The following is a 26,476-nucleotide window of genomic DNA, read 5'->3' as shown; positions in this document are numbered from 1 at the left end:
GGCGTTATAATCACCTTAATGAACAAAAACATTAATATTGACCTTCTGCGCGCAATTTCTATTTTTGCCGTTATCGTTATTCATGCTTCGATGGAGACATTTTATCGTACTCCAATCGGCTCGGTTGCCTGGAACATATCTAATCTTGCTTATTCTCTAACCAAATTTTGTGTTCCTATCTTTATTATGATCTCAGGTTTTTTATTAATAAAAGACAAGATGGATTTTGTTATTTTTTATAAAAAAAGGCTTTTAAGAATCTTACCCCCATTAATTTTTTGGTCGATTATTTTTGGTTTGATAACCGATGAAAATATCTTTTCATACAGCTGGATTATCAACCACTTCATTGAAAATCCAGCTTATTTTCATCTATGGTTTGTTTATGCCTTGATTGGTATATATTTTCTTATACCTCTCATTTCTATTATATATTTTAACGGTAAATTGTCACTCTTCGTTATTTATACCGTTTCAATATTTGTCTTTGCATGCTTATTACCATTTATAAATATTCTTTATGGTGTTAATACTAACTTTATTGCAATCACTACCCTTAATAATTTCAGTGCGCTTTTAATCTATCCTTTCCTAGCTATAATCCTGAAAAATACGGCTTATACAAAACAACGCATGCGTGCGGCGATATTATTTTTTATAGCATCAGCAATCTTTATTTTTGTGTCGACAGCGATAACTGACAAGGCGCTTAATGTCGCATCTGAATTATTTTATACTTATACTTACCCGCCTGTTGTTATTATGTCCGCGTCATTATTTTATATTTTCATCAATCTAAATTTCACTTTCACATCAAAACAAAAAAAGGTTATCGCCTCTATTTCAGATTGTACGTTCGGGATCTATCTTTTTCATATGGTAATCCATATTTATGTCATCAAATTATTATCATCTCTGAATATTCTTGAGGATTTGCATTACCCTTTTATCAATATTTTCTATGCACTGTTTTTATTTTTAACTTCATACGCTATTATCAGCAATGCTCGGAAAATTAAATTTATCACAAAAATTACCTGAGGGAGAGTCCATTTAATCTCATTGCCCCATGTTCCCCACAGGAGAGAGTTCAATTATCACAGCTGACCCAAGGGTGATAAGTGAACTCTCACAGCGATTAACCGTAAGGTAAGGGCAGCTCTGGTGAGATACTATCCGTAAGTATATATCACAGTGTGACTAAAACGTTTGGGTTTACATAAAAATAAAAAAGCGATTCAAGTCGAGAATTTGTGATCTTATAATTTATAAAAATAGTAATTTTGATAGTTACTCTCATCCAAGGAAATTTTTTAAAGCACCTCGTAACATTTTATTAACCAGGTTAAGTGAAATTTAAACGCAGTGTATATTGCCTCATTTTTTATGTGATTGATACGGATAAATCGTTTGAATTTTTTTCAGATTAGTCCTATTATCCCTGCCTTCCTTTCCCTATCCTTACATTACAGATAATGAATAATAAAGTGCTTTTTGCGGACCAGTTAAGGTCTTTAGCTTTCCTTTCTGTCGTCGTGGTACATTGGTTTGGTGTTTTTTGGGCACAACCTAAAGTAATTTCTGATGCACTAAATGCACCCGAAATAGAAGAGATATCATCAAATATATACTATCAATTATTACCACCCTTAACAAATTTCAATTATGGTCCATTCGGCGTGTCGCTGTTTTTTTTAATAAGCGGTTTTGTCATACCATTCTCCTTATCAAAAAAAACCCGCAGCGGTTTTTTGATCGCCAGAGCATTAAGAATATACCCGGTGTACATTATTTCCTCTCTGATAATGCTCCTAACTCTATATCTTACATCGAAATATTATTGGGGCACAGCTAAATATTTTGATTTTTACACAATTTTAAAAAACCTGACATTAACTCAATCTATTTTTAATGCACAGTCTATTGATATGGTAAATTGGACACTATCAATAGAGCTAAAATTTTACTTTTTTTGCGTGCTATTTTATAGTGCAATTAATAACGCAAAAATTTTCCCAATATTTTTATTAGGCTTATTTTCTTTAATTTTAATATACACGACAAATTCTCAAGCACCCATATGTAATATAGGCCAATTTAGCATCTCGTTTTCAGCAATAAAAGATGAATTGATTTACATGTGTTTTATGAGCATTGGTATTCTCTTTCACTTTAACCATATGCAGAAAATATCCACCAACACAATGGTCGTCTCAGGTGTAGGCATTATTTCAATAATACTCCTTATGTGTAAAATAAAAATGGACGCAGCCTCTTTTAGCGGTCTAACATTAAATTATTCATATGGATTAACTGTTTTTTTTATGGTGTTTTTACTTAGAGATAAAGTAAAAAAAGTAAAAATTTTAGCCTTCTTATCAGGTATAAGCTATCCTTTTTATGTCTTGCACTCGATAGTTGGTTATTCAATGCTCCGGATTTTAGTCGATAAGGGAATTAATTTTATATACGCATTTACTTTCACTTTTGTTGTCGTTTTACTTATTGCATTTCTCATGCACGCAACCATTGAAAAATACACGATACAAATGGGTAGGCATTTTAAATAAATAATTGACTGCAATATTCCAGAGGATGTCGAGATTGGCTGATATTGCAACATTAACGAATGCATTTAAAACGGGGGTTTGGCCCAGCGGCTTCCCATGAACACCAGCACATAACATCACGTGACAGAAAATCAAGATAGCTGCTTGCCTGTCACGATTCACTACACTGCCTCTTTATTAAACTTGTTCACTCATAATGTAAATCGTATGCCAACATTTTGCAGCTTAGACAGAGGAACTCATCATTTAGAACATGGCAGGCGCCAGACATCCCAACGGAGTGTTGCTTGAATGAGAAGATACCTTTACCCCGCCTCCACATAGATCTGCTGCTTCTGGGCTATTCAAAATTCAAATATGGTTTACCATGTATGGAACGCAGTCTAGCGTCGCTTAGGCTAGTCGCTTAGGACCATAATGATATTCTTTATTACACTACACTGCTCGGTGAATTTTATAGCACTCTGTACCTAGCCTGCATTTTCCTGGCGCAACGGTAAAGAAGCAGATCCTGCCAGTAGCAGGTTATAGCTAAAAAATGTAAAATTAATTATTTGTAAAATAACGGGTATTGTTAAAAAATTGGAAATAAGCCAACAGTGAATAACCATAGCAAACAATCCACATTTCTGGTGCATGACTACGAAACCTTCGGCAAGCATCCGGCCCTGGACCGGCCGGCGCAGTTCGCGGGGGTGCGCGCCGATTTGGACTTTGAGCCGCTGGATGAGCCGCAGGTGTTTTTCTGCAAACCGGCGGATGACTATCTGCCGGACCCGGAAGCGGTGCTGATTACCGGCATCACCCCGCAGCAGGCCGCCCGTGAAGGGGTGAGCGAGGCGGAGTTTGCCCGGCGTATCCATGCCATGTTCAGCGTACCCGATACGTGCATCCTGGGTTATAACAATATCCGCTTTGATGATGAAGTGACCCGCGCCATTTTTTACCGCAATTTTTACGATCCCTACGCTTATAGCTGGCAACAGGGCAATTCACGCTGGGATCTGCTGGATGTGATGCGCGCCTGCTATGCGCTTCGTCCCGAAGGCATCAATTGGCCGCTTAACGATGACGGGCTGCCCAGTTTTCGCCTGGAACACCTGACCCGGGCCAACGGCGTGGAGCATACCCACGCCCATGATGCGATGGCCGATGTCGATGCCACGCTTGCCATGGCCAAGCTGGCCCGGCAGGCGCAGCCAAAGCTGTTTGACTATCTGTATCAGCACCGCGGCAAGCAGAAGCTGAAAACCCTGGTGGATGTGGCCGCCATGAAACCGCTGGTCCACGTGTCGGGCATGTTCGGCGCAAGGCGCGGCAATACCAGCTGGATTGCGCCGCTGGCCTGGCATCCGGAAAACCAGAACGCGCTGATCGTCTGCGATTTGGCCGGCGATATGGACGTATTGCTGGATCTGGATGCGGACGCGTTGCGCACGCGCTTATATACGCGCCGGGATCGCCTGGGCGAAGCGTCGGCGGTGCCGATTAAACTGGTGCATATCAATAAGTGCCCGGTGCTGGCCCCCGCCAATACGCTGCGGCCGGAAGACGCGGAGCGGCTGGGCATCGATCGCCAACGCTGCCTGCAAAACCTGCAGTTGCTGCGCCGGCATCCCGAAGTGCGTGAAAAACTGGTGGCGCTGTTTGCCGAAGCAGAACCTTTCGCCGGATCGGATAATGTGGACGCCAAACTCTATGACGGTTTTTTCAGCGATGCCGACCGCACGGCGATGGGAATTATCCTGGAAACCGACCCGATCAACCTGCCGGCGCTGGATATCAGTTTTGTCGACCCGCGCCTCGAAGAGCTGCTGTTTCGCTACCGGGCGCGTAACTTCCCGCAGACCCTGGACGACGGCGAGCAACGCCGCTGGCTGGAGTACCGTAAGACCCGCTTTAGCGCCGAGACGCTGGAAACCTATGTGGCGAACCTGGAGCGACTTTATATTGAGCATGCGGAAGATGAACCTAAAATCCGATTGCTTAAGCACCTGTTTGATTACCTACAACAACTATAAAACCATGAGATCATTATATTATGACGATTCTAATGGTTTTACCTGGGGTGATTTTCCCTCAGGGAATAAGTAGTATAATGGTCAGCGCTGAGAGTTTGGACGTACATTGGTGAGATCTCTTGAGACAAAGCATCGCTCAAGCAGCATGTTAAAAATTAATTACTGGTAATAGAGAAAAAAATGCAACTTACTGAATATCATGGAAAAGATATGGCACGACAAAATATAATTTTAGGTATATCTATAGTACTTGGTATTATATTAAGTTATTATTTTGTTACTTTCAATTTTAGCGCCGACAATGATGTGGCAAATTCGGCCATTGTGTGGCACGAAGTCCAGAAACATGGCTTATCGGTATTGTCCCAGTGGCGGCCTACGCCTGATAATTGGTACTTTTCCACTTATCCGATTCACTTTCTACTGTTTAAACTGACGGGCTCGTCTTCCCCACGGGTCATCCAGTTTATCGAGATTGCACAAGTATTTTTAGGCGCGCTTATCGCCGCCATGATTTGTTTTAGAAAAACCCGCAGTCAATATTCTTTTTTGTTGATCCCATTTTTCTGCGGCTTGTCCCAGTTTGCTTATACCGTCGGCTACATCTCTCATCCGTTTTCCCATAACCTGACCAATGTCTACGGATTATTGTGTATTTATCTTTATATGGTCAAACCGAAAAACGCTAACTTTTTTTATGAGATAGGAATTTGCGCGCTTATCCTTGTCGCATCCGTTTCCGATCCCTGGTTCCAGGCGGCATATTATCTACCATTACTGCTGGTTAGCCTCTATAAAACATTAGTGGCCAAAACGCAGTCTAAAAAAGCTCTTTTGCCATTGTTTATAACCGGGATTATTCTCTTCACCCACCTTATCGAACGGGTTTTGCACCTGCCGGTTGCGCATTTTTCCTTGGGTTCGCCGCAGCAAATGCTCGCTAATGGCTACTGGTTTTTGGTTGGCCTTGGCGGAAATCTCAATTTATTTTTTGTGCAAAACAACAGCGTAAATATCGCTTCATCTGTTATCGTGATTGTGCTTTACCTGTTTTCTATGGCAAAACTCAATAAACGGGATGACGTAGATTTTATTATTTTCTTTTCGCTAGCCGGCATCACATCCGCGTTTATTTTAAGTAGCACGCCAGGTGCGGCCTATAGCGCCCGTTTTTTTGTCAATATTGTGTATCTTGCCATTATCGCCCTGTTTGCCAGCGCCCTGCAAAGCAAACGGGAATCGATAATGCTGTATTTAGCAATATTGTTTTTGTCCGGCCTCTATTCCCATTGGAATGTCCCGCCACGTGATTCGGATCGTCCACTGGTTGAATTGCGCACGTTCCTGGAGAAAAATAATCTTCATGATGGTTTTGGCCCTTATTGGGGCAGCCAAACTCTCGCCATGGCCTGGAACACGCAATGGAATACCCTGATACGCCCGGTCGCTTTCGACAAAAAGACCGGTTACATGCAATTAGGGGGGCGATCGCAGACGTTTGATTACTGGTACACGCCTGAAACCAATAGCGATGCAAAGAGGCAATTTATCGCCATTCTCAGCGATGGCGAAGAGTGCGCAGACCTCACGCTTTGTCTCAATGGCGTAAGTAAACAGTTTGGCGAACCCGATGAAAAACTTAGCTTTAACGGTATGCTATTTTATGTTTACAACAGACCGATCGTAGCTTATTCCGTACCGGAGCTTTCTCCTGCCGGGGAAATTTTATTCGGGCAAAGCGCTGAGAATTATTTCTGGAAAGGATGGAGCGAACCGGAGGCGGGATTTAGATGGACAGAAGGCCTGTCGACGGAAATAAAAGTGCATCAGGCGTCCCCGTGGAGCCAGGGTAGGTTTTTAATAGCGGCGTCGAGTTATCAGCCGATTAAAGGCGCTATTTATTACAACGGTGACAAGATCCAGGATCTGGATTTACCCGCAGGCGAGCATAATATTGATTTCATCATACATAACGCCGGGCACGGCAAGGGAAAGATCACCCTCGGCTTTGCATTCGACGCGCTGAAGAGTCCGAAGGAAATGGGCGCCAGCATAGATGGCAGGAGATTGGGACTCTCTTTCAAAAAGATAGAGTACCGTTTTGAGTGACAGATAAAGGCCCACAGGGCCTTTTCTATTGCCGGCATAGTGTCGGAACATCTGCTCACCGTATCAATTAGGCGTTTTTCAACATCCAGTCGATTTCGGTTTCCGTCACCAAACGCTCGAAATAGCTCAGTTCCGCCTGCTTGCAGGTATGGAATACCTGGCAGAAGCGCTCCCCCAGCAGTGACGGTAAGACCGGGTTGTCCCGAAAAATTCGCAGCGCTTCGCTTTGACGCAGCGGCAACGGTTTACCTTTACCGATCCCGCCGCTGCCGGTGACCTGCGCCGGCAGCGGCAGCGGGTTATCAAGCCCGTGTACCACGCCGGCCAGCGCCGCGGCCAACGCCAAATACGGATTGGCGTCCGCACCCGCCACCCGGTATTCCACCCGATGATTTTGCCGGTCGCTACAGGGAATGCGCAGCGCCGCCGTGCGGTTATTTATCCCCCAGGTGGCCTGGGTGGGCACATACATACCCGGCTGGAAACGCCGGAAGGCGTTGACATTGGGGGCCAGCAGCGCCATGGACGCCGGCATTAAATCCAGCATTCCGGCCAGCACGCGGCGCATCAGATCGGAATTGCCGCCGTCCTGGTTTGACAAGGCATTATTGCCCAGGCGGTCAAGCAGGCTAAGATGAATATGCATGCCGCTGCCCGCAAAAGCCGCATACGGTTTGGCCATAAACGTGGCATCCATGCCGCTTTTTTCCGCCGCCAGCCGTACCAGCCGTTTCAATTGCAAGGCGCGATCGCAGGCTTTCAGCGGATCGTCGCAATGGTTCAGATTGATCTCGAACTGGCCCGGCGCCGACTCCGCCACCGCGCCGGTGGCGGCCAGTTTTTGCAGCTGGGCCAGCCGGTCGATTTCCTTGAGCACATCGGCGAAAATATCCAGATTATCCAGGGAATACACCTGGCAGCGCGTATGGCGCTCGCCGGTATGCGGCGCACACGGCGGCTGCAATAAACCGCCCGCGCCGCGTCGTTTATCCACCAGGTAAAATTCCAGTTCTACCGCCGCCACCGGCGAAATGCCGCGCCGGCGCACGGCCTGCAACACCCGGTCCAGCACATTGCGCGGCTCCACGTCAAAAGCGGCGCCGTCTTCATCACGCATGGTCAGCAATAACTGGGCGGTCGTGTCAGGATCGGCGGCGGACGGGATAAGGCTACCGGTCACCGGCACGCACATCAGATCCGGCTCGCCTTTTTCCTGGCCGAGGCCGGCCGCTTCCACGGTGTGGCCGTAGAGGTTGATGGCAAATATCGAAGCGGGGAAATAACATCCGGCTTCAAGAGTAAACAGGCCGGCAATGGGGATGCGTTTACCGCGAAAACAACCGTTAAGATCGGTGAGGAGAATATCGACGTACTGGGTCTGGGGGTGGCGTTCCAGGTAAGAAGCTATCTCACGCTGGAACGCGCTGGTTCGATGCTCACTTACCGGCCTGCCCTGGCGCAGCGGCGCAGTCGCGTCCGGCGCCGAGAATGTGTCGACTGCTACGAGATTTTGCATAGATTACCCGCTCAAGCATCCTGTCTTCATACATTGGCGGACAGCAAACCGGCCTGCGCGAAATTACGCCTGCTTTAAAAACATAGCGGTTACCCCGTTCCTTGGCAAATTTACTACGACAACCTCATCGGCATTAGCGCCGGATCGGGATATAAATATTCAAACCCCAATTCACGGCAAATCCGGCTGCCGTCGATAATCTTGCCGGTGTCGCGCTCATCGGCGGCCAAATACTCCGGCGGCGCCAGATCCAGTTCACGCGCCCGATCCGGGTAATAGTCGCGTTTTGCCGGATGGCGCGGCGCGCATATATTATAAATATGCCCGCCCTTGGGCAGCTTAAGCAATTGCTCGATGGCCGCAATTACATCAGATTGATGCACCAGGTTCACGCCGTGGGAACCTCCCGCCAGCCCGGTTTTACCGGCCAGAAACCGCCCGGGATGGCGGCTTGGTCCCACCAGCCCGGCCAGCCGCAGGATATCCACCGACGTATTGGGCAACCGGTGCAACCAGCGCTCCAGCTCCACCAGGGAAATCGCCGACGGCGTCACCGGCGCCAGCGGGCTATCTTCGCGCAGGGTGCCCCGCGCCTCGCCGTAGACCGAGGTGGAGCTGGTGAAGATAATACGCGGCACGCCAAAGGCCAGGGCGCTGTCCACCACCTGCTGCACCGCCAGGCAGTATTGATCGGCGCGTTCCGTGGTGCGCCCGGCCGGCAGGGTAACCACCAGCGCGTCAACCTGGAACAGCGCCGCCAGATCGTCCTGTTCGGCGTTGATTTCCGGCGTCAGCAATAGCGGATAGCATTCCACGCCGCACATGCGGGCCGCTTCCACGCCGTCGGGGGTGGTCTTGGTGCCGGTGACCCGGTAACCCCGGGCAAGCAGCGAGAGCGCCAGCGGCATTCCCAGCCAGCCTAAACCGACGATGGCAATTTTTTTCATTTTTCCCCACTCTCTAGATACTGACGCTTCAGGCACTGACGCTCATACGGCGATGCCGATTACCCATGCTAATTTACGCTTTGGCGCCCACAAATGCTCGATTCACCCAAAATAAATGTTCGTGACGGCAAAAACCGGTATGCCGGCAAAAAAAGTTGCACTTGTTTCGCACTTCTTACTTGCACTTCCGACTAAAGATCGTTAGCTTAAATACGCAGATGACTTATCGTATCAATACTATTTGCACGGCATGGCTACCATAACTATGCGGCGCTACGGAAACCATAATGAATAACGTTCTGTTTAACCACCATCATCACCATCATCCTGACTAGTCTTTCAGGCGATTGGTGCTGGAAGACATAATATCTTCCAGTGGCGCAGAATGTAAGAGAGAGCCCTCGGAAGATAACTTCCGAGGGTTTTTTTATGGGCAAAATAAATCACATTTTTTAGGGCAGAGGACATTATGTTGGACAAATCACGGTTACGGATAGCGATGCAAAAATCAGGCAGGCTGAGCAAGGAATCCCAACAATTGCTTGAGCACTGCGGCATCAAAATCAACTTGCAGCAGCAGCGCCTGCTGGCCTTTGCGGAAAATATGCCCATCGATATCATGCGCGTGCGCGACGACGATATACCGGGCCTGGTGATGGACGGCGTGGTCGATCTGGGCATCATCGGCGAAAACGTGCTGGAAGAGGAACTGCTTAACCGCCGCGCCCAAGGCGAAGACCCTCACTACTCTATTTTGCGCCGCCTGGATTTTGGCGGTTGCCGCCTGTCGCTGGCGCTGCCGCTGGACGAACCTTTCACCGGCCCGCAATGCCTGCACGGTAAGCGTATCGCCACGTCCTATCCGCATTTGCTTAAGCAATACCTCGACAAACTCGGCGTTAATTTTAAATCCTGTCTGCTCAATGGATCAGTTGAAGTCGCACCCCGCGCCGGGCTGGCGGATGCCATTTGCGATTTGGTCTCCACCGGCGCGACGCTTGAAGCCAACGGGCTGCGTGAAGTTGAGGTTATCTATCGCTCCAAAGCCTGCCTGATTCAAAGCAATGTGGAGTTGCCGCCGGCCAAACAGGCGCTGGTGGATAAACTGATGTTGCGCATCCAGGGCGTAATCCAGGCGCGCGAATCAAAATATATCATGCTGCATGCGCCCGCCGAGCGCCTGGACGAGATTATCGCCCTGCTGCCGGGAGCCGAGCGTCCGACTATCTTACCCCTGGCCGGCGACAAACATCGCGTCGCCATGCATATGGTGAGCAGCGAGACCCTGTTCTGGGAAACCATGGAAAATCTCAAAGCCCTCGGCGCCAGCTCGATACTGGTGCTGCCGATTGAAAAAATGATGGAGTAAGCGGCGATGACCTCCTCCCCTTTTTCGACCCCCGTGCGCTGGGACGATTGCTCCCCGGCGCAACAGGCCGAACTGCTGGCCCGGCCGGCGGTAGCCGCCTCGGACCGGATTAGCAGTACGGTAAGCGGTATTCTCGACAGCGTCTTGCGGGGCGGCGATCGGGCCGTCAAAGAATTTAATCTGCAATTCGACCGGACGGCCACCGACCAGCTCCGGGTGAGCGAGCAGGCGATCCGGCAGGCGGCAGACCGCCTGGCGCCGGACGTGAAGCGCGCCATGGCGGTAGCGGTGGCGAATATCGACTGCTTTCACCGCGCCCAGCAATTGCCGGCGGTGGACGTGGAAACCCAGCCCGGCGTCCGCTGCCGCCAGTTAACCCGTCCGGTGGCCTCCGTGGGCCTGTATATTCCCGGCGGTTCGGCCCCATTGCCCTCAACGGTGCTGATGCTGGCCACGCCGGCCCGCATCGCCGGCTGCCGGCGGGTCATCCTCTGCTCGCCGCCGCCCATCGCCGACGAAATTTTGTATGCCGCCACCCTGTGCGGCGTCAAGGATATCTATCAGGTCGGCGGCGCGCAGGCCATTGCCGCCATGGGATTCGGCACGGAGTCCATAACCAAGGTGGATAAAATCTTCGGACCCGGCAATGCCTGGGTCACCGAAGCCAAACGCCAGATCAGCCAGCGGGCGGGCGGCGCCGCCATCGATATGCCCGCCGGGCCCTCTGAAGTGCTGGTGATTGCCGATAGCGACGCCACCCCGGCGTTTATCGCCGCCGACCTGTTATCCCAGGCGGAGCACGGTCCGGACTCGCAGGTGATCCTGCTGACCCCCGACGCGGCCATTGCCGACGCGGTGGCGCGGGAAACCGAAGCCCAGCTCGCAATGCTGTCCCGGGCGGATATCGCCCGCCAGGCCCTGGCCGGCAGCCGGTTGATTATTACCCGCGATCTGGCGCAGTGCATCACCATCAGCAACCGCTACGGCCCGGAACATCTGATTATCCAGACCCGGGACGCCGAAAGCCTGGTGGCGGCCATTACCAATGCCGGTTCGGTATTTCTCGGGGACTGGTCGCCGGAATCGGCGGGCGATTACGCCTCCGGCACCAACCATGTCCTGCCCACCTATGGTTATACCAACACCTATTCCAGCCTGGGGCTGGCGGATTTTCAAAAACGGATGACGGTACAGCACCTGACGCCGCAGGGGCTGCTGGACCTGGCGCCCACCATTGAAATCCTGGCCCGGGCGGAACAGCTTACCGCCCACAAAAACGCCGTGACGCTGCGCGTGGCCGCCTTGTCCGCCGGCGCAACCGATCGCTCATCGGCTAATGCGCCGGTTACCGCCCGGAGGGAGCAACAATGACCATTAGCCAACTGGCGCGCGCCAATGTGCTGGCGCTGGAACCTTACCAATCGGCACGCCGTCTCGGCGGCAACGGGGATGTCTGGCTTAACGCCAATGAATATCCGCTGCCCACCGCCTACCGGCTGCGCCCCGCCAATCTCAATCGCTACCCCTCCTGCCAGCCGGAGGAAGTCATCAATAATTATGCCGCGTATGCCGGCCTGCCGGCGGATCAGGTGCTGGTATGCCGCGGCGCCGATGAAGCCATCGAACTGCTGATCCGCGCATTTTGCGAGCCCGGGCGCGATGCCATCCTGTTTTGCCCGCCGACCTACGGCATGTACAGCGTCAGCGCCGAAACCTTCGGCGTGGCCAGGCGCATGGTGCCGGCGCTGCCCGACTGGCAGCTGGATTTAGCGGCCATCGAGGGGCAGTTGGCGGGGGTCAAGCTGGTTTATGTTTGCAGCCCCAACAACCCCACCGGTAATATTATCCGTCCCGACGATCTCAAACGCCTGCTCGACCTGACCCAGGGCCGCGCCCTGGTGGTGGCCGACGAGGCTTATATCGAGTTCTGCCCCCAGGCGACCCTGGCCGGCTGGCTGGCCGACTATCCGCACCTGGTTATCCTGCGCACCCTGTCCAAAGCCTTCGCCCTGGCGGGACTGCGTTGCGGGTTCACCCTGGCGAACGCCGAGGTGATACAGCTGTTATTAAAGGTCATTGCGCCCTATCCCCTGTCGCAGCCGGTGGCGGATATCGCCGGACAGGCGCTCGGCGCCGACGGCGTGGCGGCGATGCGCGAACGGGTGGCCGGCATTACCGCCACCCGCCGCTGGCTGGCGCAGGCGCTGCGGGAATGCCCCTGCGTGCTGGAAGTCTACCCCAGCGAAAGTAATTATCTGCTGGCGCGTTTCGATCCGGACAGCCAGGCGTTCAAGGCATTGTGGGACCAGGGTATTATCCTGCGCAATCAAAGCGCCCAGCCGGGCCTGGCCGATTGCCTGCGCATCACCATCGGTACCCGTACAGAGTGCGAACGGGTCGTATCCGCCCTGCGCGCGCTCCCTGTCGCCGCTGATTCCACCCGCAAGGAGGCCATGTGAACCAGAAACTGCTATTTATCGATCGCGACGGTACGCTAATCAGCGAACCGCCGGACGATTTCCAGGTGGACCGGCTGGACAAGCTGGCGTTGGAGCCAAACGTTATCCCCGCGCTGCTGGCGCTGCAAAAGGCCGGTTTTACCCTGATTATGATCACCAACCAGGACGGCTTGGGCACCGACAGTTTTCCGCAGGCGGATTTCGACGCGCCCCATAATCTGATGATGCAAATTTTCAGCTCGCAGGGCATCGTCTTCGAGCAGGTGCTGATCTGCCCCCACCTGCCCGCCGCGGGTTGCGACTGCCGCAAGCCCGCGCTCGGCCTGGTGCAACGCTATCTGGACGGCGGTCTGATGGATGCCGCCAATAGCTATGTTATCGGCGATCGGGAGACCGATATCCAATTGGCGCATAATATGGGTATCAACGGACTGCGCTACCAGGCCGAGACCCTGAATTGGCAGGCGATTTCCGACCTGCTGACCCGCCGCGATCGCCATGCCCACGTTAACCGCGTCACCCGCGAAACCGCCATCGACGTCGACGTCTGGCTCGATCGCGAAGGGGGCAGCAAGATTAATACCGGCGTCGGCTTTTTTGACCATATGCTCGATCAGATCGCCACCCACGGCGGTTTTCGCATGAATATCGAGGTCAAGGGCGATCTGTATATCGACGATCACCATACGGTGGAAGACACCGCCCTGGCGCTGGGCGAGGCGATTAACCAGGCCTTGGGGGATAAACGCGGCATCGGCCGTTTCGGCTATATGCTGCCGATGGACGAATGCCTGGCGCGCTGCGCGCTGGATATTTCCGGCCGGCCGCACCTGGAATACAAAGCGGATTATAATTACCAGCGCGTGGGCGATTTGAGCACCGAAATGGTCGAGCATTTTTTCCGCTCCCTCTCGTATGCCATGGCCTGCACCCTGCACCTGAAAACCAAGGGCAAAAACGACCATCACCGGGTCGAAAGCCTGTTCAAGGTATTCGGACGCACCCTGCGCCAGGCCATTCGCGTGGAAGGCAATACCCTGCCCAGTTCGAAAGGAGTGCTGTAATGAAGGTCGTGATCCTGGATACCGGCTGTGCCAACCTGTTCTCCGTCACCGCCGCGGTGCGCCGTCTCGGCTACCAGCCGGTGGTGAGCCGCGAAACCGATATCGTGCTGCACGCGGATAAACTGTTCCTGCCGGGCGTCGGCACCGCGCGGGCGGCCATGGATCAATTGCGCGAGCGGGATCTGATCGACCTGGTCAAAGCCTGCACCCAGCCGGTATTGGGTATCTGCCTGGGCATGCAGCTGCTGGGCAGCGGCAGCGACGAAAACGGCGGCACCGCTACGCTGGGTATCATCGATACGCCGGTAACCAAGATGACCGATTTTGGTTTGCCGCTGCCCCATATGGGCTGGAACCAAGTGCATCCGCATAATAACAACCGGTTGTTTCGCGGCATCGCCGACGGCAGCTATTTCTATTTCGTCCACGGCTATGCCATGCCACTGTGCGCCGCCACCATTGCGCAAACCCATTATGGCGAGCCCTTCACCGCGGCGGTGGAACAAGATAATTTTTTCGGCGTACAGTTTCATCCTGAACGCTCCGGCGCCGCTGGCGCCCAACTGCTGAAAAACTTTCTGGAGATGTAACCGGTGATCATTCCCGCTTTGGATTTAATCGATGGGGTGGTGGTGCGCCTGCATCAAGGTGATTACGACCAGAGCCGCCAGTACGGCAGCGATCCCCTGCCCCGGTTGCAAGAGTATGTACGTCAGGGCGCCCAGTTATTGCATCTGGTGGATCTGACCGGGGCGAAGGACCCGGCGGCGCGCCAGATACCCTTGCTGAAAAAACTGCTCGCGGGCGTGTCCCCGGCGCCGGTGCAGATTGGCGGCGGCATTCGCGACGCCCAGGATGTGGCGGCGCTGCTGGAGGCGGGCGCCACCCGCGTGGTGGTGGGCTCCACCGCCGTCAGGCAACCGCAGGAAGTTCAGCGCTGGTTCGAACGTTTCGGTCCCGACGCCCTGGTGCTGGCGCTGGATGTGCGCATCGGCGATCGGGGACAACGTGAAGTGGCGGTCAGCGGCTGGCAGGAAAACTCCGGCATTACCCTGGAACAGGTTATCGGCCAATACCAGCCCTTCGGTCTCAGGCATGTGTTATGTACCGACATTTCCCGCGACGGCACGCTCAAAGGCGCTAACGTGGCGTTATACCGGGATATCTGCGGCGCCTTTCCGGCGATCGCCTTCCAGGCTTCCGGCGGCATCGGCAATCTTGACGATATCGCGCAATTGCGCACCAGCGGCGTACAGGGCGTGATCGTCGGCCGCGCCCTGCTGGAAGAAAAATTCACCGTCGAGGAGGCTATCGCATGCTGGCAAAACGTATAATTCCCTGCCTGGATGTCCGGGACGGACAGGTGGTGAAAGGGGTGCAGTTCCGCAACCATGAAATTATCGGCGATATCGTGCCGCTGGCGCGGCGCTACGCCGAGGAAGGCGCGGACGAACTGGTGTTTTACGATATCACCGCCTCTTCGGACGGCCGGGTGGTGGATCGGAGCTGGGTTGAGCGCGTCGCCGAAGCGATCGATATCCCTTTTTGCGTGGCGGGCGGTATCAAAACCCTGGAGCAGGCCGCCAAGATATTGTCGTTCGGCGCGGACAAGATTTCCATCAACTCGCCGGCGCTGGCGGACCCGACGCTGATTAGCCGCCTGGCGGATCGTTTTGGCGTACAGTGCATCGTGGTGGGCGTTGACACCTGGTACGACGCCGACAGCGGCAAGTATCAGGTTAATCAATATACCGGCGACGAAACGCGTACCCGCGTAACCCAATGGGAAACCCCCGACTGGGTAGCGGAGGCGCAAAAACGCGGCGCGGGGGAAATTGTACTGAATATGATGAACCAGGATGGCGTGCGCAACGGCTACGATCTCCGCCAGCTCAAGCTAATACGCGACCTCTGCCATGTGCCGCTGATCGCCTCCGGCGGCGCCGGCACGCCGGAGCATTTTCTGGAGGCGTTTCGCGATGCCGACGTGGACGGCGCATTGGCGGCCTCGGTGTTTCACAAACAGATTATTAATATTGGCGAGCTAAAAAACTTTCTCGCACAACAGGGAGTGGAAATAAGATTATGTTGACCGAACAACAGCGCAGCCAGCTGGATTGGACTAAAACCCAGGACATGCTGCCCGCCATTATCCAGCATGCCGTCTCCGGCGAAGTGCTGATGATGGGCTATATGAACCGCCAGTCCCTGCAGGTTACCGAAGAGACCGGCAACGTCACCTTTTTTTCACGCACCAAACAGCGACTGTGGACCAAAGGCGAAAGCTCAGGCAATTTCCTGCGCGTGGTGAGCATTCACCCCGATTGCGATAACGATACGCTATTGATCCTGGCCAATCCCGACGGACCGACTTGCCATACCGGCACCAGCAGCTGTTTTTATCCGGCCGCCACCGACTGGGGGTTCCTGCATAATCTGGAGACCCTGCTGGCGGAACGCAAAACCGCCGATCCTGAAAGCTCCTATACCGCGCGCCTCTATGCCAGCGGCACCAAGCGCATCGCCCAAAAAGTGGGGGAAGAAGGCGTGGAGACCGCCCTGGCGGCCACGGTGCACGACCGGGAGGAGCTCACCAACGAAGCGGCGGATTTGGTTTATCATCTGCTGGTGCTGCTGCAGGATCAGGATTTGGATCTGGGCAAGGTGATCGGCCGGCTGCGCGAGCGCCATCAGTAGCGCCGTAAGCGGTAGTTACTCTACCGCGCCTGGCCCGCTGGATTGGCGGACCAGGTTGCTTGTACCAGAAGGGCTACCGATTATTGCACCTGGCCCGCTAAATTGGCGTGCCGGATTGCTCGTGCTGCAAAAATGGCTAACGTTTATCGCTTCCGGCCCGCCGGATTCGCGGCCCAGTTGTAATCGTTAAAACCTGAATTTATGTTTAACTTTCTTTCCTAGCGACTTCACCTGTTCTTCCAGGCGTTTGGCTTCCCGCTTGGCCTGTTCTTCTATGCGTTTGGCTTCCCGGTTCAGTTTGTCTTTTGTGATCTTGTCTTTGAGATCGGAAATCTTTGACTGACAGAGATCGCGGGCACGTTTGAACTCCGTTTCGCTTTGAGAATATACGGTTTTCAACGCACCGCTGGCCTGCTCCACAATGCGCTTGGATTCACGCTCAACTGAGTGGCTGTCAATGCCGGTCCGGTCCTTCAGGCGCTTCAGCTCGTCCTCGAACTGCGAACGCACTCTTTGCAACTCATGGCCACCTTTATCCTGAAGCTGTTTCAAGTGTATCTTGACGGCGTCCGGCTGAACACCGCTCTGCTCTTGAAGTTCGCCGACATCCTGCTCCGAAGCGGCCTCCGACCGGGCCTGGGCCAAATCATTAATTATCTGATCCATCACGCGATTAAGCTCCAGTTCGAACTCAGACAGCAGCTCGTCGTTTTGCGCGTTCAGCTGTATAATCGCCTGGTCCAAACACTCATCAACGGCACGTCTTTCGTGCTCCGGCACCGCACCGTCCGCCCCAACGCCAGGCGCGGCCTGCGGCGTGTCGCCCGCAGGTTCGGCCGCCGCATCCGACCCTTGGCCGGCGGCCGGCGGGACAACGGCTTCGGGCTGCATGTCCTGCCCTGGCGCGTGCCGAGAAGCCCCCTGGCTATTGATATGGATTTGCTCGCAGCGGGCTTTGACGCTGCTGGCGAATGCCTGGATCGCCCCTGGGCCTTGTCCGGGATGATCGAGTTCTACGGCCCGGCCGTTATTAACATCGGTCAAATAATCTTTGATGGAATGGTAGCTTTGGGCGACATCCCCCTGATGGCGGTCGATATTGTCGAGCAGCGACGCGGGTAAGGGCTTATCATGGGAGCATACCGTTTTCAGCGACGTTTTTATGACCTCCAGCGATGTACGGTTGGCATCGGAATCCCCGCGCATGGCTGCGGATGGGACAGGGGCAATCGACTTATTAATTCCATTGAACATTTTAAACTCCTTATTACAAAATAAAAATATTCCATTAATGAACAACGTATATTATTTCTTGGAAATCATATACTCTTAGCGGTTCCATTAATTAAAAAAATTATGCCGAACACATGCTCGCCCGTCAAGCCCACGCGAGCGTTTTATAAAAGTTTAAAATAAATAATAATGTCATTAATACATATTAAGCACAGAAAGTAATAATAGTGAAATAGGTACGTATATGGCAACTATGAGTAATCAATCTAAGTTAAACGAGCGCGATACCGGCTAGAATATCATTGATACATTTTTTTTCACTCTCTGAAAAAAACGGTTCCTCCATTATCAGAGCGATCGCCCGTTTATGTATCGCTTGGCTGGTGGCAGCCAAATGGACAATATTTTCCGCCAGCGCCGCCAGCAAAGCAAATTGTTGATAAACACTAAAACCACGGATACGTTGCAGCAATAAATCATAAACTTGCGCCTTGCGGGCATCAGCGATGCGATTGAAACGCTGTAGCATGGCGTGGCAAATACCCCATTGATAGTGCGGCCACAATGAAACGCTGTTGGTGAGTAAATCTTTATACACCAAATAAATCCGCTCCGCGGGCATTTCAAGTAGTATTCTCTGGCTAAGCAACAGCCAGCCCTGTCCTTTTAACTGCATGGTCCCGCCGGGGACTTTACTTCCTGGAATCTCCGGCGCCAGTTCCTGCAAATGCGCCGGCACCTGGCCCGAACGGTTCACCGGCAGCGCCACCGGCGCGTCGGGCCATTGCTGGATAATGTTTTTGCAGCGATGGTAGATATAAGGTATGGCTTCCCGCTCGACCCAGCGCGGCTTTTTCATGATTTTTTTCAGGATAAGCAATTGCTCAAGCGGCTCATAGCGCACGATGTCCCCGGGATGCTCCGTACTGCCTAATAACGACAAGATCCGGGTTACCGAGCAGTCGCGCCCCAGGTTATGGACCAGCAACGCAAAACTTAGATACCCCCTGCCCGGCGCAGCCTGCCCGGCGCCGGCCGTAGCCGCCTCCGCACGTGCCTTGGGGGGCATGCTCACGCGCCGTTGCACCCCGGCGCGCGGCGGCGGAAGCGGCGCGTTGAAACTGTTGCTGCGATTGATCTGCGGCTTATGCAACCGCGGGGATGGCGGCCGCACCGGCAGGTCAAAAATCGCTTTTTTAGCGTGCGGCGCCCTATTGCAGGGTTGGGGATTGCTGGGTGGGGATATCCTTTTATCGGGTAGGTTTACCGGCAAGAGAGGAGTATTCGACACGGCATTCACTTTAGCGCCCCCATCCTCCGTGTCACGAGCGGTCAGCGACAGCATGGGCATATCGGGTCGCAGAGCTAAATCGGCAGGATAGCAGCATAAAAAACGCAGCATCAGGTCCTCCATGGTTTTCAAGAATGAACGAAAAATGCGGATAAAACCCAGTCATTGTTACACGATAATATGCTCAAATCCTAAACCGTTCATTACCGAGCGCATCAACTGCCTGGCTTGCAGTTGAATATCCCGATCAAAATCCTCAATCAACCGCTCGATGATGCCAATTAAGTCGTGAATAATCGGACACGAATAGTTTCCGAATTCAATATGATCCGCCATATAAAGGAAAAAATTATATTTTTCATTAATTGGAAAACTGTCAACGTTGGTTTTAATTTCCGCCGCAATGCTTTGCTGTTGCGCATAGGGAACCGTTTTCAAGCCTTCCAGCGATATTTTAGCCTCTAGCATTAGGTTCGGCATACATTTAGTCGATCCTGTCTCTTCTTGCGCCGTTTTATCCTGCAACGGGGGAAGCCGCTGCGGCTTGTCATTTCCGGTCAAATTCGCCTTACCGCAAGCCTGCGGGATCTCGGCCCGGGCCGAGGAACGATAGAACAATCCTTTAAATGCATATATGCCGCAGCATACCGTTGCGTCGGCTTCCGGCAACGATTCGGCACTGTTGGCCACACTTGAAATATCTTTTGCTAATGTCAGCGCAGGCGATAATCGCTCATAAGGGTTCGTGAATTTTTCAAACTTAATATTATCGTGTTCGGCATACAAACAGTTTAAACGCATATTCGGCATTCCTTGCTCCTTGCTCTACCGCTAATGGCTTCGTGAGTTAGCGGTTCCAGTTTACGCATATGCCATTCCTATCTCAAACCATCAGATGGATATTATTGGCTAATAAGATCTTGATTCCGTTGGGCGGAAAAACGGCATGCAAGCGCTCTACAAGTACATTACTCCGTTCCTTTCGCCGCTAGGCTTTTACTGCGGTAAACGGGCGCATTTACTTGAGGCTTTGGCGCATTTTCCGGAAGAAAATTTTTACCCGCGGTGTTAGCATTACATCATGGCGTTATGTTAATTATCTCCGTGCCGCCTCGCCCCGATAAAGTCGTCGCGAAGCGATTGATGCCGCAAAAAACGGAAATAATGGCAGTGTAATTGCAGATCTGGCTGGTTGATGTTCTGTATGGAATACGTTAATGAAAAGTGCTCTTTTGGCGAAGGAAACAGGCAGGCGTGAGCATCCGCTCATACGCACTGTACTCGTATAAAGCGTCTGCCGATGATTGATATTTTTGGGATGAAAAAAAGCAGATTATTGCAAGGTAACAATAAGAGTGATGGAACTTGAGATGACAAAGTTAACCTGTTTTAAAGCATATGATATCCGCGGCAAATTGGGTGAAGAATTAAACGAGGATATTGCGTATCGAATCGGTCGCGCTTATGGCGAATACCTTAAGCCCAAGACGCTTACGCTGGGCAGCGATGTACGCCTTACCAGCGAAGCCCTGAAATTGGCCTTGGCGAAGGGCTTGCAGGATGCCGGCACCGATATCATCGATCTGGGCATGACGGGTACCGAAGAAATTTATTTCGCCACCTCTTTTCTGCAAACCGATGGGGGCATTGAAGTTACCGCCAGCCATAATCCTATCAATTATAATGGGATGAAATTGGTACGCGAAGGTTCCCGCCCCATCAGCGGCGACACCGGATTGCATGAAATTCAGCGCCTGGCAGAAAATAACGCCTTTGCGGCGCCAGTATCGCAGCGCGGTACCTATACCCGCAAAAGCGTATTGGATGATTACGTAAAGCATATCCTGACCTATATTGATATGACCCGCATCGCCCCGCTGAAATTGGTGGTCAACTCCGGCAATGGCGCTGCCGGGCACGTCATCGACGCCATTGAAGACATCATGGTGAAACAGGGTGTGCCGATTGAGTTTATCAAGGTCCATCACCAGCCGGACGGCAATTTTCCCAATGGCATCCCTAACCCGTTATTACCGGAATGCAGGGCCGATACCGCCAATGCCGTCCGCGAGCATGGCGCCGATATGGGGATTGCTTTTGACGGTGATTTCGACCGGTGCTTCCTGTTTGATGAAAACGGCCGGTTCATAGAAGGTTATTATATCGTCGGCCTGCTGGCCGAGGCCTTCCTGCAACTACAGCCCGGGGCCAAGATTATTCATGACCCGCGTTTAAGCTGGAATACGATTGATTTGGTTAGCAAGGCGGGCGGCACGCCTATTATGTCAAAAACAGGCCATGCCTTTATCAAAGAGCGTATGCGGGCCGAAGATGCAATTTATGGCGGCGAAATGAGCGCCCATCACTATTTCCGTGATTTTGCCTATTGCGACAGCGGCATGATCCCATGGCTGCTGGTGGCGCAATTGATTAGCATCAAGGGCCAGTCCCTCGGCCAACTGGTCAAAGAGCGTATTGCCGCCTACCCTTCATCCGGCGAGATAAATATCAAGCTGGAACAACCGGCGGTCACTATCGGTAAAGTAACGGATCATTATCTCGCCCAGGCGAAAAGCGTCGACCATACCGACGGCATCAGTATGGAATTCGGCCAGTGGCGTTTTAATCTGCGTTCCTCGAATACGGAACCCGTGGTTCGCCTAAATGTTGAATCCAGGGGCGATATTGCCCTGATGCAAGCCAAGACCGATGAAATAATGGCGATGCTGCAGCAATCATAAACCATCCCCTGCGCGCCATATCGAGCCGCCGCTGGCCGGCGGCTCTCCCCTATCAAACGGGGCGGTGGATACTTAGCACTTATCAACCCATATTCTGCGAGAAAACCGGCCCCGGTGATGCTAGCATAAGTGGTACCAAAGCGCGGCGAACCATCGCGCGCTGTCCGCTGCCTTGTGTATAAGCTCAGAAAATAATCAGGTACTGTTAACAACCTATTATTCCAATCACTTCACCCCTATAGTGATCCTGAGTTAACATGTACGTCACATTAAAAAAACCTGCTGCCTGATCATCAGGCGGCGGGAGTCCACACTCAGACAGGAGTTAGTAATGTCCAAACAACAGATCGGCGTGGTCGGTATGGCGGTCATGGGCCGTAATTTGGCGCTTAACATTGAGAGTCGCGGCTACACCGTTTCCATTTTCAACCGCTCCGGCGACAAAACCGATGAAGTCATTGCTGAAAATCCGGGTAAAAAGCTGGTCCCCTACCACACCATCGAAGAGTTCGTGGATTCGCTGGAAAAACCGCGCCGAATCCTGCTGATGGTCAAAGCCGGCACGGCTACGGATAAAACCATTGAATCCCTGACGCCGCACCTCGACAAAGGGGATATCCTGATTGATGGCGGCAATACCTACTACAAAGACACCATCCGCCGTAACCGCGAGCTGTCGGATCAAGGTTTTAACTTTATCGGCACCGGCGTATCCGGCGGCGAAGAAGGCGCGCTGAAAGGCCCCTCCATCATGCCTGGCGGCCAGCGGGAAGCCTACGAACTGGTCGCCCCGATCCTTGAGCAAATCGCGGCGAAGGCCGATGGCGAAGCCTGCGTGACCTATATTGGCGCCGACGGCGCCGGCCACTATGTTAAAATGGTCCATAACGGCATTGAATACGGCGACATGCAATTAATCGCCGAAGCCTATTCGCTGCTGAAGAATGCGCTGCATTTAAATAACGAAGAACTGGCTAAAACATTTAGTGAGTGGAATAAAGGCGAGCTGAACAGCTACTTGATTGATATCACCAAGGATATTTTTACCAAAAAAGATCCTGAAGGCAACTATCTGGTTGATGTGATTTTAGATGAGGCGGCAAACAAGGGTACCGGTAAATGGACGAGCCAAAGCTCGCTGGATCTCGGTGAACCGCTGACGCTTATCACCGAATCCGTCTTCGCCCGCTATATTTCCTCGCTGAAAGATCAGCGCGTCGCGGCGTCCAAGGTATTGACCGGTCCTGCCGATAAGGCCTTCAGCGGCGACAAAGCGGAATTTATCGAAAAGGTGCGCCGTGCCCTGTACCTCGGCAAGATCGTTTCTTATGCCCAAGGCTTTTCCCAGTTAAAGGCGGCCTCGGATGAAAATAATTGGGATCTGCACTACGGCGATATCGCGAAGATTTTCCGCGCCGGTTGCATCATCCGCGCCCAGTTCCTGCAGAAAATCACTGATGCCTATGCTGAGAATGCCGGCATTGCCAACCTGCTTTTGGCGCCTTATTTCAAGGATATCGCCGATAAATACCAGCAGGCGTTACGTGATGTGGTGTCTTATGCGGTGCAAAGCGGTATTCCTACGCCGACGTTCTCCGCCGCGATCAACTACTACGACAGCTATCGTTCAGCGGTGCTGCCGGCCAACCTGATCCAGGCGCAGCGCGACTATTTCGGGGCGCATACCTATAAACGCACCGACAAGGAAGGCGTATTCCATACCGAATGGCTGGAGTAAGCTTCGCCGCTATGGCAGTTAACCAGGCTTAATCGACTTGCGCCGCTAAATGACTCACGCAAATCTGCGTTTTTCACTTGGCGGCGCAGTTTTATATTATACCCGTCCGTAATGATCCTTGATGCGCACGATATCATCCTCGCCCAGATACGACCCGGACTGGATTTCCAGCAGCTCCAACGTAATCTTGCCCGGATTTTCCAGCATATGCACCGATCCCACCGGAATAAAGGTGGATTGATTCTCGGTGATTAAAAAACATTTATCTTCCACGGTCACCTTGGCGGTACCGGAGAGGATCACCCAATGCTCGGTGCGGTGATGATGCATCTGCAAAGAAAACATGCCGCCCGGTTTTACCGTAATACGGTTAACGTTATAACGGGTTTCATTCACCACCACATCGCTGCGGCCCCAGGGACGATAAGACTCGCGGTGGCGGCGGTACTCCCTGCGCTCATGCAGCTTAAGGTATTCGACCACCTTTTTAACGTCCTGGACCTGGGATTTATTGACGATCAGCACGGCGTCCTTGGTGTTGACAATCACCAGATTATCAACGCCCACCGCGGCCACCAGTTTTTCATCGGTATTGATATAGCAATTCGACGTGTCGTGTAAAAAGATATCGCCGGTCAGCGCATTATGGCGGCTGTCTTTCTCGCTGACGTCCCATAACGCGGACCAGGAACCCACATCGCTCCAGCCTGCATCCAAAGGAACCACGATGGCCTCGGCGGTTTTTTCCATCACCGCGTAATCAACCGACTCGTCGGGGCAGGCGAAAAAGGCTTCTTTTTCCACCCGGATAAAATCCTGCCCGGCATCGGGCTGGTGGGCATGCATGGCTTGCTCGCAGGCCGCCAGGATATCAGGACGGAATTTAGCCAGTTCGGCCAGATACTGCTTGGCGCGAAACATAAACATCCCGCTATTCCAATAATACTCCCCGCTGGCGATGTACCCCTCGGCGGTCGCAAGATCCGGTTTTTCCACAAAACGGTGCACGGCGAAAATCTCGCCATCCGCATCCGCGACCTGATCGCCGCGCTGGATATAACCATAGCCGGTTTCCGGGCCGGCGGGAACGATACCAAACGTCACCAGCTTGCCAAGCTCCGCATAAGGCAGCGCGCGGTTGACCGCCTGGTGGAAAGCGCTAGGATCGTCGAAAACATGATCCGCCGCCAGCACCAGCAAGACGGGATCGTCGCCCGCGGCCACCGCGCTCAGCGCGGCCAGCGCAATGGCCGGCGCGGTATTGCGCCCTACCGGTTCCAGGATGATATTACCGGCCAGTTGATGAATTTGCCGCAATTGCTCAGCCACCAGGAAACGGTGCTCTTCATTACAAATCACCAGCGGCGCGCGGGTATCCAGGCCCTCAAGGCGGGTCAGGGTTTCTTGCAGCATCGACTGCTTGCCGTGCAATACCAGAAATTGCTTGGGATAAAGCTCGCGCGACATTGGCCATAACCGGCTGCCGATGCCGCCGGCCATAATGATAGGAAGCAACATGTTATTCCTTGATAGCCGTAGCTATGATGGTTAACGGGTCTAAATAGCGGGACGATACCCGGAACTCTACCCGGGACTATGCCCCGGAAAGCAGTTTTTTATAAATCTTGCTGTATTTTTCAACCATTTGCTCTGACGTAAACATCGAATCAAAACGCGCGCTGGCGTTGATGCCGAATTGTTTGGCCAGTTCCGGTTCACGCCATAATTTATCCATCGCCGCACGCAGCGCCGACGCATCGGAAGGAGGAACCACCAGGCCGGTTTCATTATGAATGTTGATAAAAGTCGTGCCGGTGCCAATCTCGCTGGAAATCAGCGGCTTTTGCGACATCGCGCCTTCCAGCAGCGAAATGCCGAACGCTTCCGAACGCAAATGGGAAGGGAAAACAATGCCATAGCAAAGTTCCAGCAATACGACCTTATCGGTATCCGGCAGCGCCCCCAGAAAATGGATATTGGTTAATCCCAGCTTTTTCGCCTGCTGTTTAAGCTCATCTTCAATCGGCCCGGCGCCCACAATCACAATGGGATAAGGCGCGCCCATCGCCGCCTCTATCAGGATATGCAATCCCTTATAATAGCGAAATGCGCCGATAAACAGGAAAAAGGGACCGCCGATTTTGGCTTTCCACGCCGCCATGCTTTCCTCGGAAACCGCAGGATACGATTTTTTATCCAGCCCATAAGGGATCACGCTGACTTTATCGATAAACTTCTGCAGCGTCGGACTGGTGGACACATAATTCGGCGACGCGGCGATAATATGATCCACCTTGCCCAGGAAATATTCCATCAATGGTGTATATAACTTCAGCAATGTTTTTTGCTTAACAATATCGGAGTGATAACTGACCACGGTCGGTTTGCGGGTACCACTGAGAAAATGCACCATATCCATAAAGGGAAATGGGAAGTGGTAATGAATGATATCCGCCTGCTCAGCCAATACTTTAAAACGTTTAATAGCGGCAAATGAAAAAGGGGTGGAACCTAATTCAAACGTTATCGGCTCGCAGTGGGTCATATGCGAGCCGAGCGGCCGATTCGCGATATGCCCGCGCGGGCTGAGGGAAAGCACGTCGCAATGAATCCCATGTTTAACGCCGCCCTCGGATAATTGGAAAATGACTTGCTCAATACCGCCAAAGGAATCGGGATAATATGTTTTATAGAAATGAAGAACTTTCAGCATGTAAAATA

21 protein-coding genes and 1 other annotated feature are annotated in these 26,476 nt (G+C 52.6%); of the genes, 14 read left to right on the top strand and 7 right to left on the bottom strand.

Translation table 11 applies throughout. From position 1 onward, the window contains the following. Nucleotides 1–18 precede the first annotated feature (18 nt). The 4 genes from ACL2XP_RS07585 to ACL2XP_RS07570 all read left to right on the top strand — a co-directional run bounded on the left by ACL2XP_RS07585 (nucleotide 19) and on the right by ACL2XP_RS07570 (nucleotide 6,700). On the top strand, nucleotides 19–1,041 hold the full coding sequence (locus ACL2XP_RS07585; protein ID WP_413738059.1) for an acyltransferase: 1,023 nt from the start codon (nucleotides 19–21) through the stop codon (nucleotides 1,039–1,041). A gap of 434 nt (nucleotides 1,042–1,475) precedes the next feature. Continuing rightward, a complete protein-coding gene (locus tag ACL2XP_RS07580) occupies nucleotides 1,476–2,570 on the top strand; it encodes an acyltransferase family protein (RefSeq protein ID WP_413738058.1) in 1,095 nt (364 codons plus the stop codon). Between the two features lie 599 nt (nucleotides 2,571–3,169). After that, complete coding sequence (gene sbcB / locus ACL2XP_RS07575) at nucleotides 3,170–4,591, top strand: exodeoxyribonuclease I (protein WP_413738057.1); 1,422 nt, start codon at nucleotides 3,170–3,172, stop codon at nucleotides 4,589–4,591. Nucleotides 4,592–4,771: 180 nt separating this feature from the next. Further along, nucleotides 4,772–6,700, top strand: a complete 1,929-nt coding sequence (locus tag ACL2XP_RS07570; protein ID WP_413738056.1) for a hypothetical protein — start codon at nucleotides 4,772–4,774, stop codon at nucleotides 6,698–6,700. 67 nt (nucleotides 6,701–6,767) lie between these two features. On the opposite strand, the gene ACL2XP_RS07565 is transcribed toward ACL2XP_RS07570, so the two are convergent. Both ACL2XP_RS07565 and ACL2XP_RS07560 read right to left on the bottom strand, forming a co-directional pair. Next, nucleotides 6,768–8,216, bottom strand: coding sequence for a glutamine synthetase family protein (locus ACL2XP_RS07565; protein WP_413738054.1), 1,449 nt, complete (start codon nucleotides 8,214–8,216; stop codon nucleotides 6,768–6,770). Nucleotides 8,217–8,329: 113 nt separating this feature from the next. Continuing rightward, nucleotides 8,330–9,163, bottom strand: a complete 834-nt coding sequence (locus ACL2XP_RS07560) for an SDR family oxidoreductase (protein ID WP_413738053.1) — start codon at nucleotides 9,161–9,163, stop codon at nucleotides 8,330–8,332. Between the two features lie 310 nt (nucleotides 9,164–9,473). Continuing rightward, nucleotides 9,474–9,594: a sequence feature (His leader region), on the top strand. A 38-nt stretch (nucleotides 9,595–9,632) separates the two neighbouring features. Here ACL2XP_RS07560 and hisG point away from each other — a divergent pair. Genes hisG through hisIE form a run of 8 tightly spaced genes read left to right on the top strand, consistent with a single transcriptional unit; the run spans nucleotide 9,633 to nucleotide 16,752 of the window. Further along, nucleotides 9,633–10,532: an ATP phosphoribosyltransferase gene (gene hisG / locus ACL2XP_RS07555; RefSeq protein WP_413738052.1), complete on the top strand. Its 900-nt coding sequence runs from the start codon at nucleotides 9,633–9,635 to the stop codon at nucleotides 10,530–10,532. A gap of 6 nt (nucleotides 10,533–10,538) precedes the next feature. After that, complete coding sequence (gene hisD / locus ACL2XP_RS07550) at nucleotides 10,539–11,903, top strand: histidinol dehydrogenase (RefSeq protein WP_413738051.1); 1,365 nt, start codon at nucleotides 10,539–10,541, stop codon at nucleotides 11,901–11,903. Then, nucleotides 11,900–12,991 (top strand): histidinol-phosphate transaminase, encoded by a 1,092-nt coding sequence (gene hisC / locus ACL2XP_RS07545; protein WP_413738050.1) that lies wholly within the window; start codon nucleotides 11,900–11,902, stop codon nucleotides 12,989–12,991. The genes hisD and hisC overlap by 4 nt, the downstream gene beginning before the upstream one ends. Then, complete coding sequence (gene hisB, locus ACL2XP_RS07540) at nucleotides 12,988–14,055, top strand: bifunctional histidinol-phosphatase/imidazoleglycerol-phosphate dehydratase HisB (RefSeq protein ID WP_413738048.1); 1,068 nt, start codon at nucleotides 12,988–12,990, stop codon at nucleotides 14,053–14,055. The genes hisC and hisB overlap by 4 nt, the downstream gene beginning before the upstream one ends. Beyond that, nucleotides 14,055–14,645, top strand: a complete 591-nt coding sequence (gene hisH, locus ACL2XP_RS07535; RefSeq protein ID WP_413738046.1) for an imidazole glycerol phosphate synthase subunit HisH — start codon at nucleotides 14,055–14,057, stop codon at nucleotides 14,643–14,645. Before hisB ends, hisH begins: the two co-directional genes overlap by 1 nt. 3 nt (nucleotides 14,646–14,648) lie before the next feature. Then, complete coding sequence (gene hisA / locus ACL2XP_RS07530; protein WP_413738045.1) at nucleotides 14,649–15,389, top strand: 1-(5-phosphoribosyl)-5-[(5-phosphoribosylamino)methylideneamino]imidazole-4-carboxamide isomerase; 741 nt, start codon at nucleotides 14,649–14,651, stop codon at nucleotides 15,387–15,389. Further along, nucleotides 15,371–16,147: an imidazole glycerol phosphate synthase subunit HisF gene (gene hisF, locus ACL2XP_RS07525; RefSeq protein ID WP_413738043.1), complete on the top strand. Its 777-nt coding sequence runs from the start codon at nucleotides 15,371–15,373 to the stop codon at nucleotides 16,145–16,147. Before hisA ends, hisF begins: the two co-directional genes overlap by 19 nt. Next, a complete protein-coding gene (gene hisIE / locus ACL2XP_RS07520; RefSeq protein ID WP_413738041.1) occupies nucleotides 16,141–16,752 on the top strand; it encodes a bifunctional phosphoribosyl-AMP cyclohydrolase/phosphoribosyl-ATP diphosphatase HisIE in 612 nt (203 codons plus the stop codon). Before hisF ends, hisIE begins: the two co-directional genes overlap by 7 nt. 186 nt (nucleotides 16,753–16,938) lie before the next feature. Here hisIE and ACL2XP_RS07515 read toward each other — a convergent pair whose 3' ends face one another. The 3 genes from ACL2XP_RS07515 to ACL2XP_RS07505 all read right to left on the bottom strand — a co-directional run bounded on the left by ACL2XP_RS07515 (nucleotide 16,939) and on the right by ACL2XP_RS07505 (nucleotide 20,086). Then, on the bottom strand, nucleotides 16,939–18,006 hold the full coding sequence (locus ACL2XP_RS07515) for a hypothetical protein (RefSeq protein WP_413738039.1): 1,068 nt from the start codon (nucleotides 18,004–18,006) through the stop codon (nucleotides 16,939–16,941). Between the two features lie 250 nt (nucleotides 18,007–18,256). Further along, nucleotides 18,257–19,387, bottom strand: a complete 1,131-nt coding sequence (locus tag ACL2XP_RS07510; RefSeq protein WP_413738038.1) for a hypothetical protein — start codon at nucleotides 19,385–19,387, stop codon at nucleotides 18,257–18,259. 57 nt (nucleotides 19,388–19,444) lie between these two features. Continuing rightward, nucleotides 19,445–20,086, bottom strand: a complete 642-nt coding sequence (locus tag ACL2XP_RS07505; protein ID WP_413738036.1) for a hypothetical protein — start codon at nucleotides 20,084–20,086, stop codon at nucleotides 19,445–19,447. Nucleotides 20,087–20,646: 560 nt separating this feature from the next. On the opposite strand from ACL2XP_RS07505, the gene cpsG reads away from it, so the two are divergent. Further along, nucleotides 20,647–22,017, top strand: a complete 1,371-nt coding sequence (gene cpsG / locus ACL2XP_RS07500) for a phosphomannomutase CpsG (RefSeq protein WP_413738035.1) — start codon at nucleotides 20,647–20,649, stop codon at nucleotides 22,015–22,017. A 331-nt stretch (nucleotides 22,018–22,348) separates the two neighbouring features. Further along, complete coding sequence (gene gndA, locus ACL2XP_RS07495; RefSeq protein WP_413738034.1) at nucleotides 22,349–23,755, top strand: NADP-dependent phosphogluconate dehydrogenase; 1,407 nt, start codon at nucleotides 22,349–22,351, stop codon at nucleotides 23,753–23,755. Nucleotides 23,756–23,851: 96 nt separating this feature from the next. Here the strand turns inward: gndA and ACL2XP_RS07490 are convergent, their stop codons facing one another. Together ACL2XP_RS07490 and ACL2XP_RS07485 are read right to left on the bottom strand one after the other, a co-directional pair. Continuing rightward, nucleotides 23,852–25,273, bottom strand: a complete 1,422-nt coding sequence (locus ACL2XP_RS07490) for a mannose-1-phosphate guanylyltransferase/mannose-6-phosphate isomerase (protein ID WP_413738033.1) — start codon at nucleotides 25,271–25,273, stop codon at nucleotides 23,852–23,854. 76 nt (nucleotides 25,274–25,349) lie between these two features. Beyond that, entirely contained in the window at nucleotides 25,350–26,468 is a 1,119-nt protein-coding gene (locus tag ACL2XP_RS07485; RefSeq protein WP_413738032.1) for a glycosyltransferase family 4 protein, read from the bottom strand. Between the last annotated feature and the right edge of the window lie 8 nt (nucleotides 26,469–26,476).

Origin of the sequence: Sodalis sp. RH21 (genome assembly GCF_047324175.1) — a bacterium.
Lineage (GTDB): Bacteria > Pseudomonadota > Gammaproteobacteria > Enterobacterales > Enterobacteriaceae > Acerihabitans.
The sequence above is the reverse complement of the archived record's forward strand: the minus strand, read 5'-3'. Positions and strand labels throughout refer to the sequence as shown.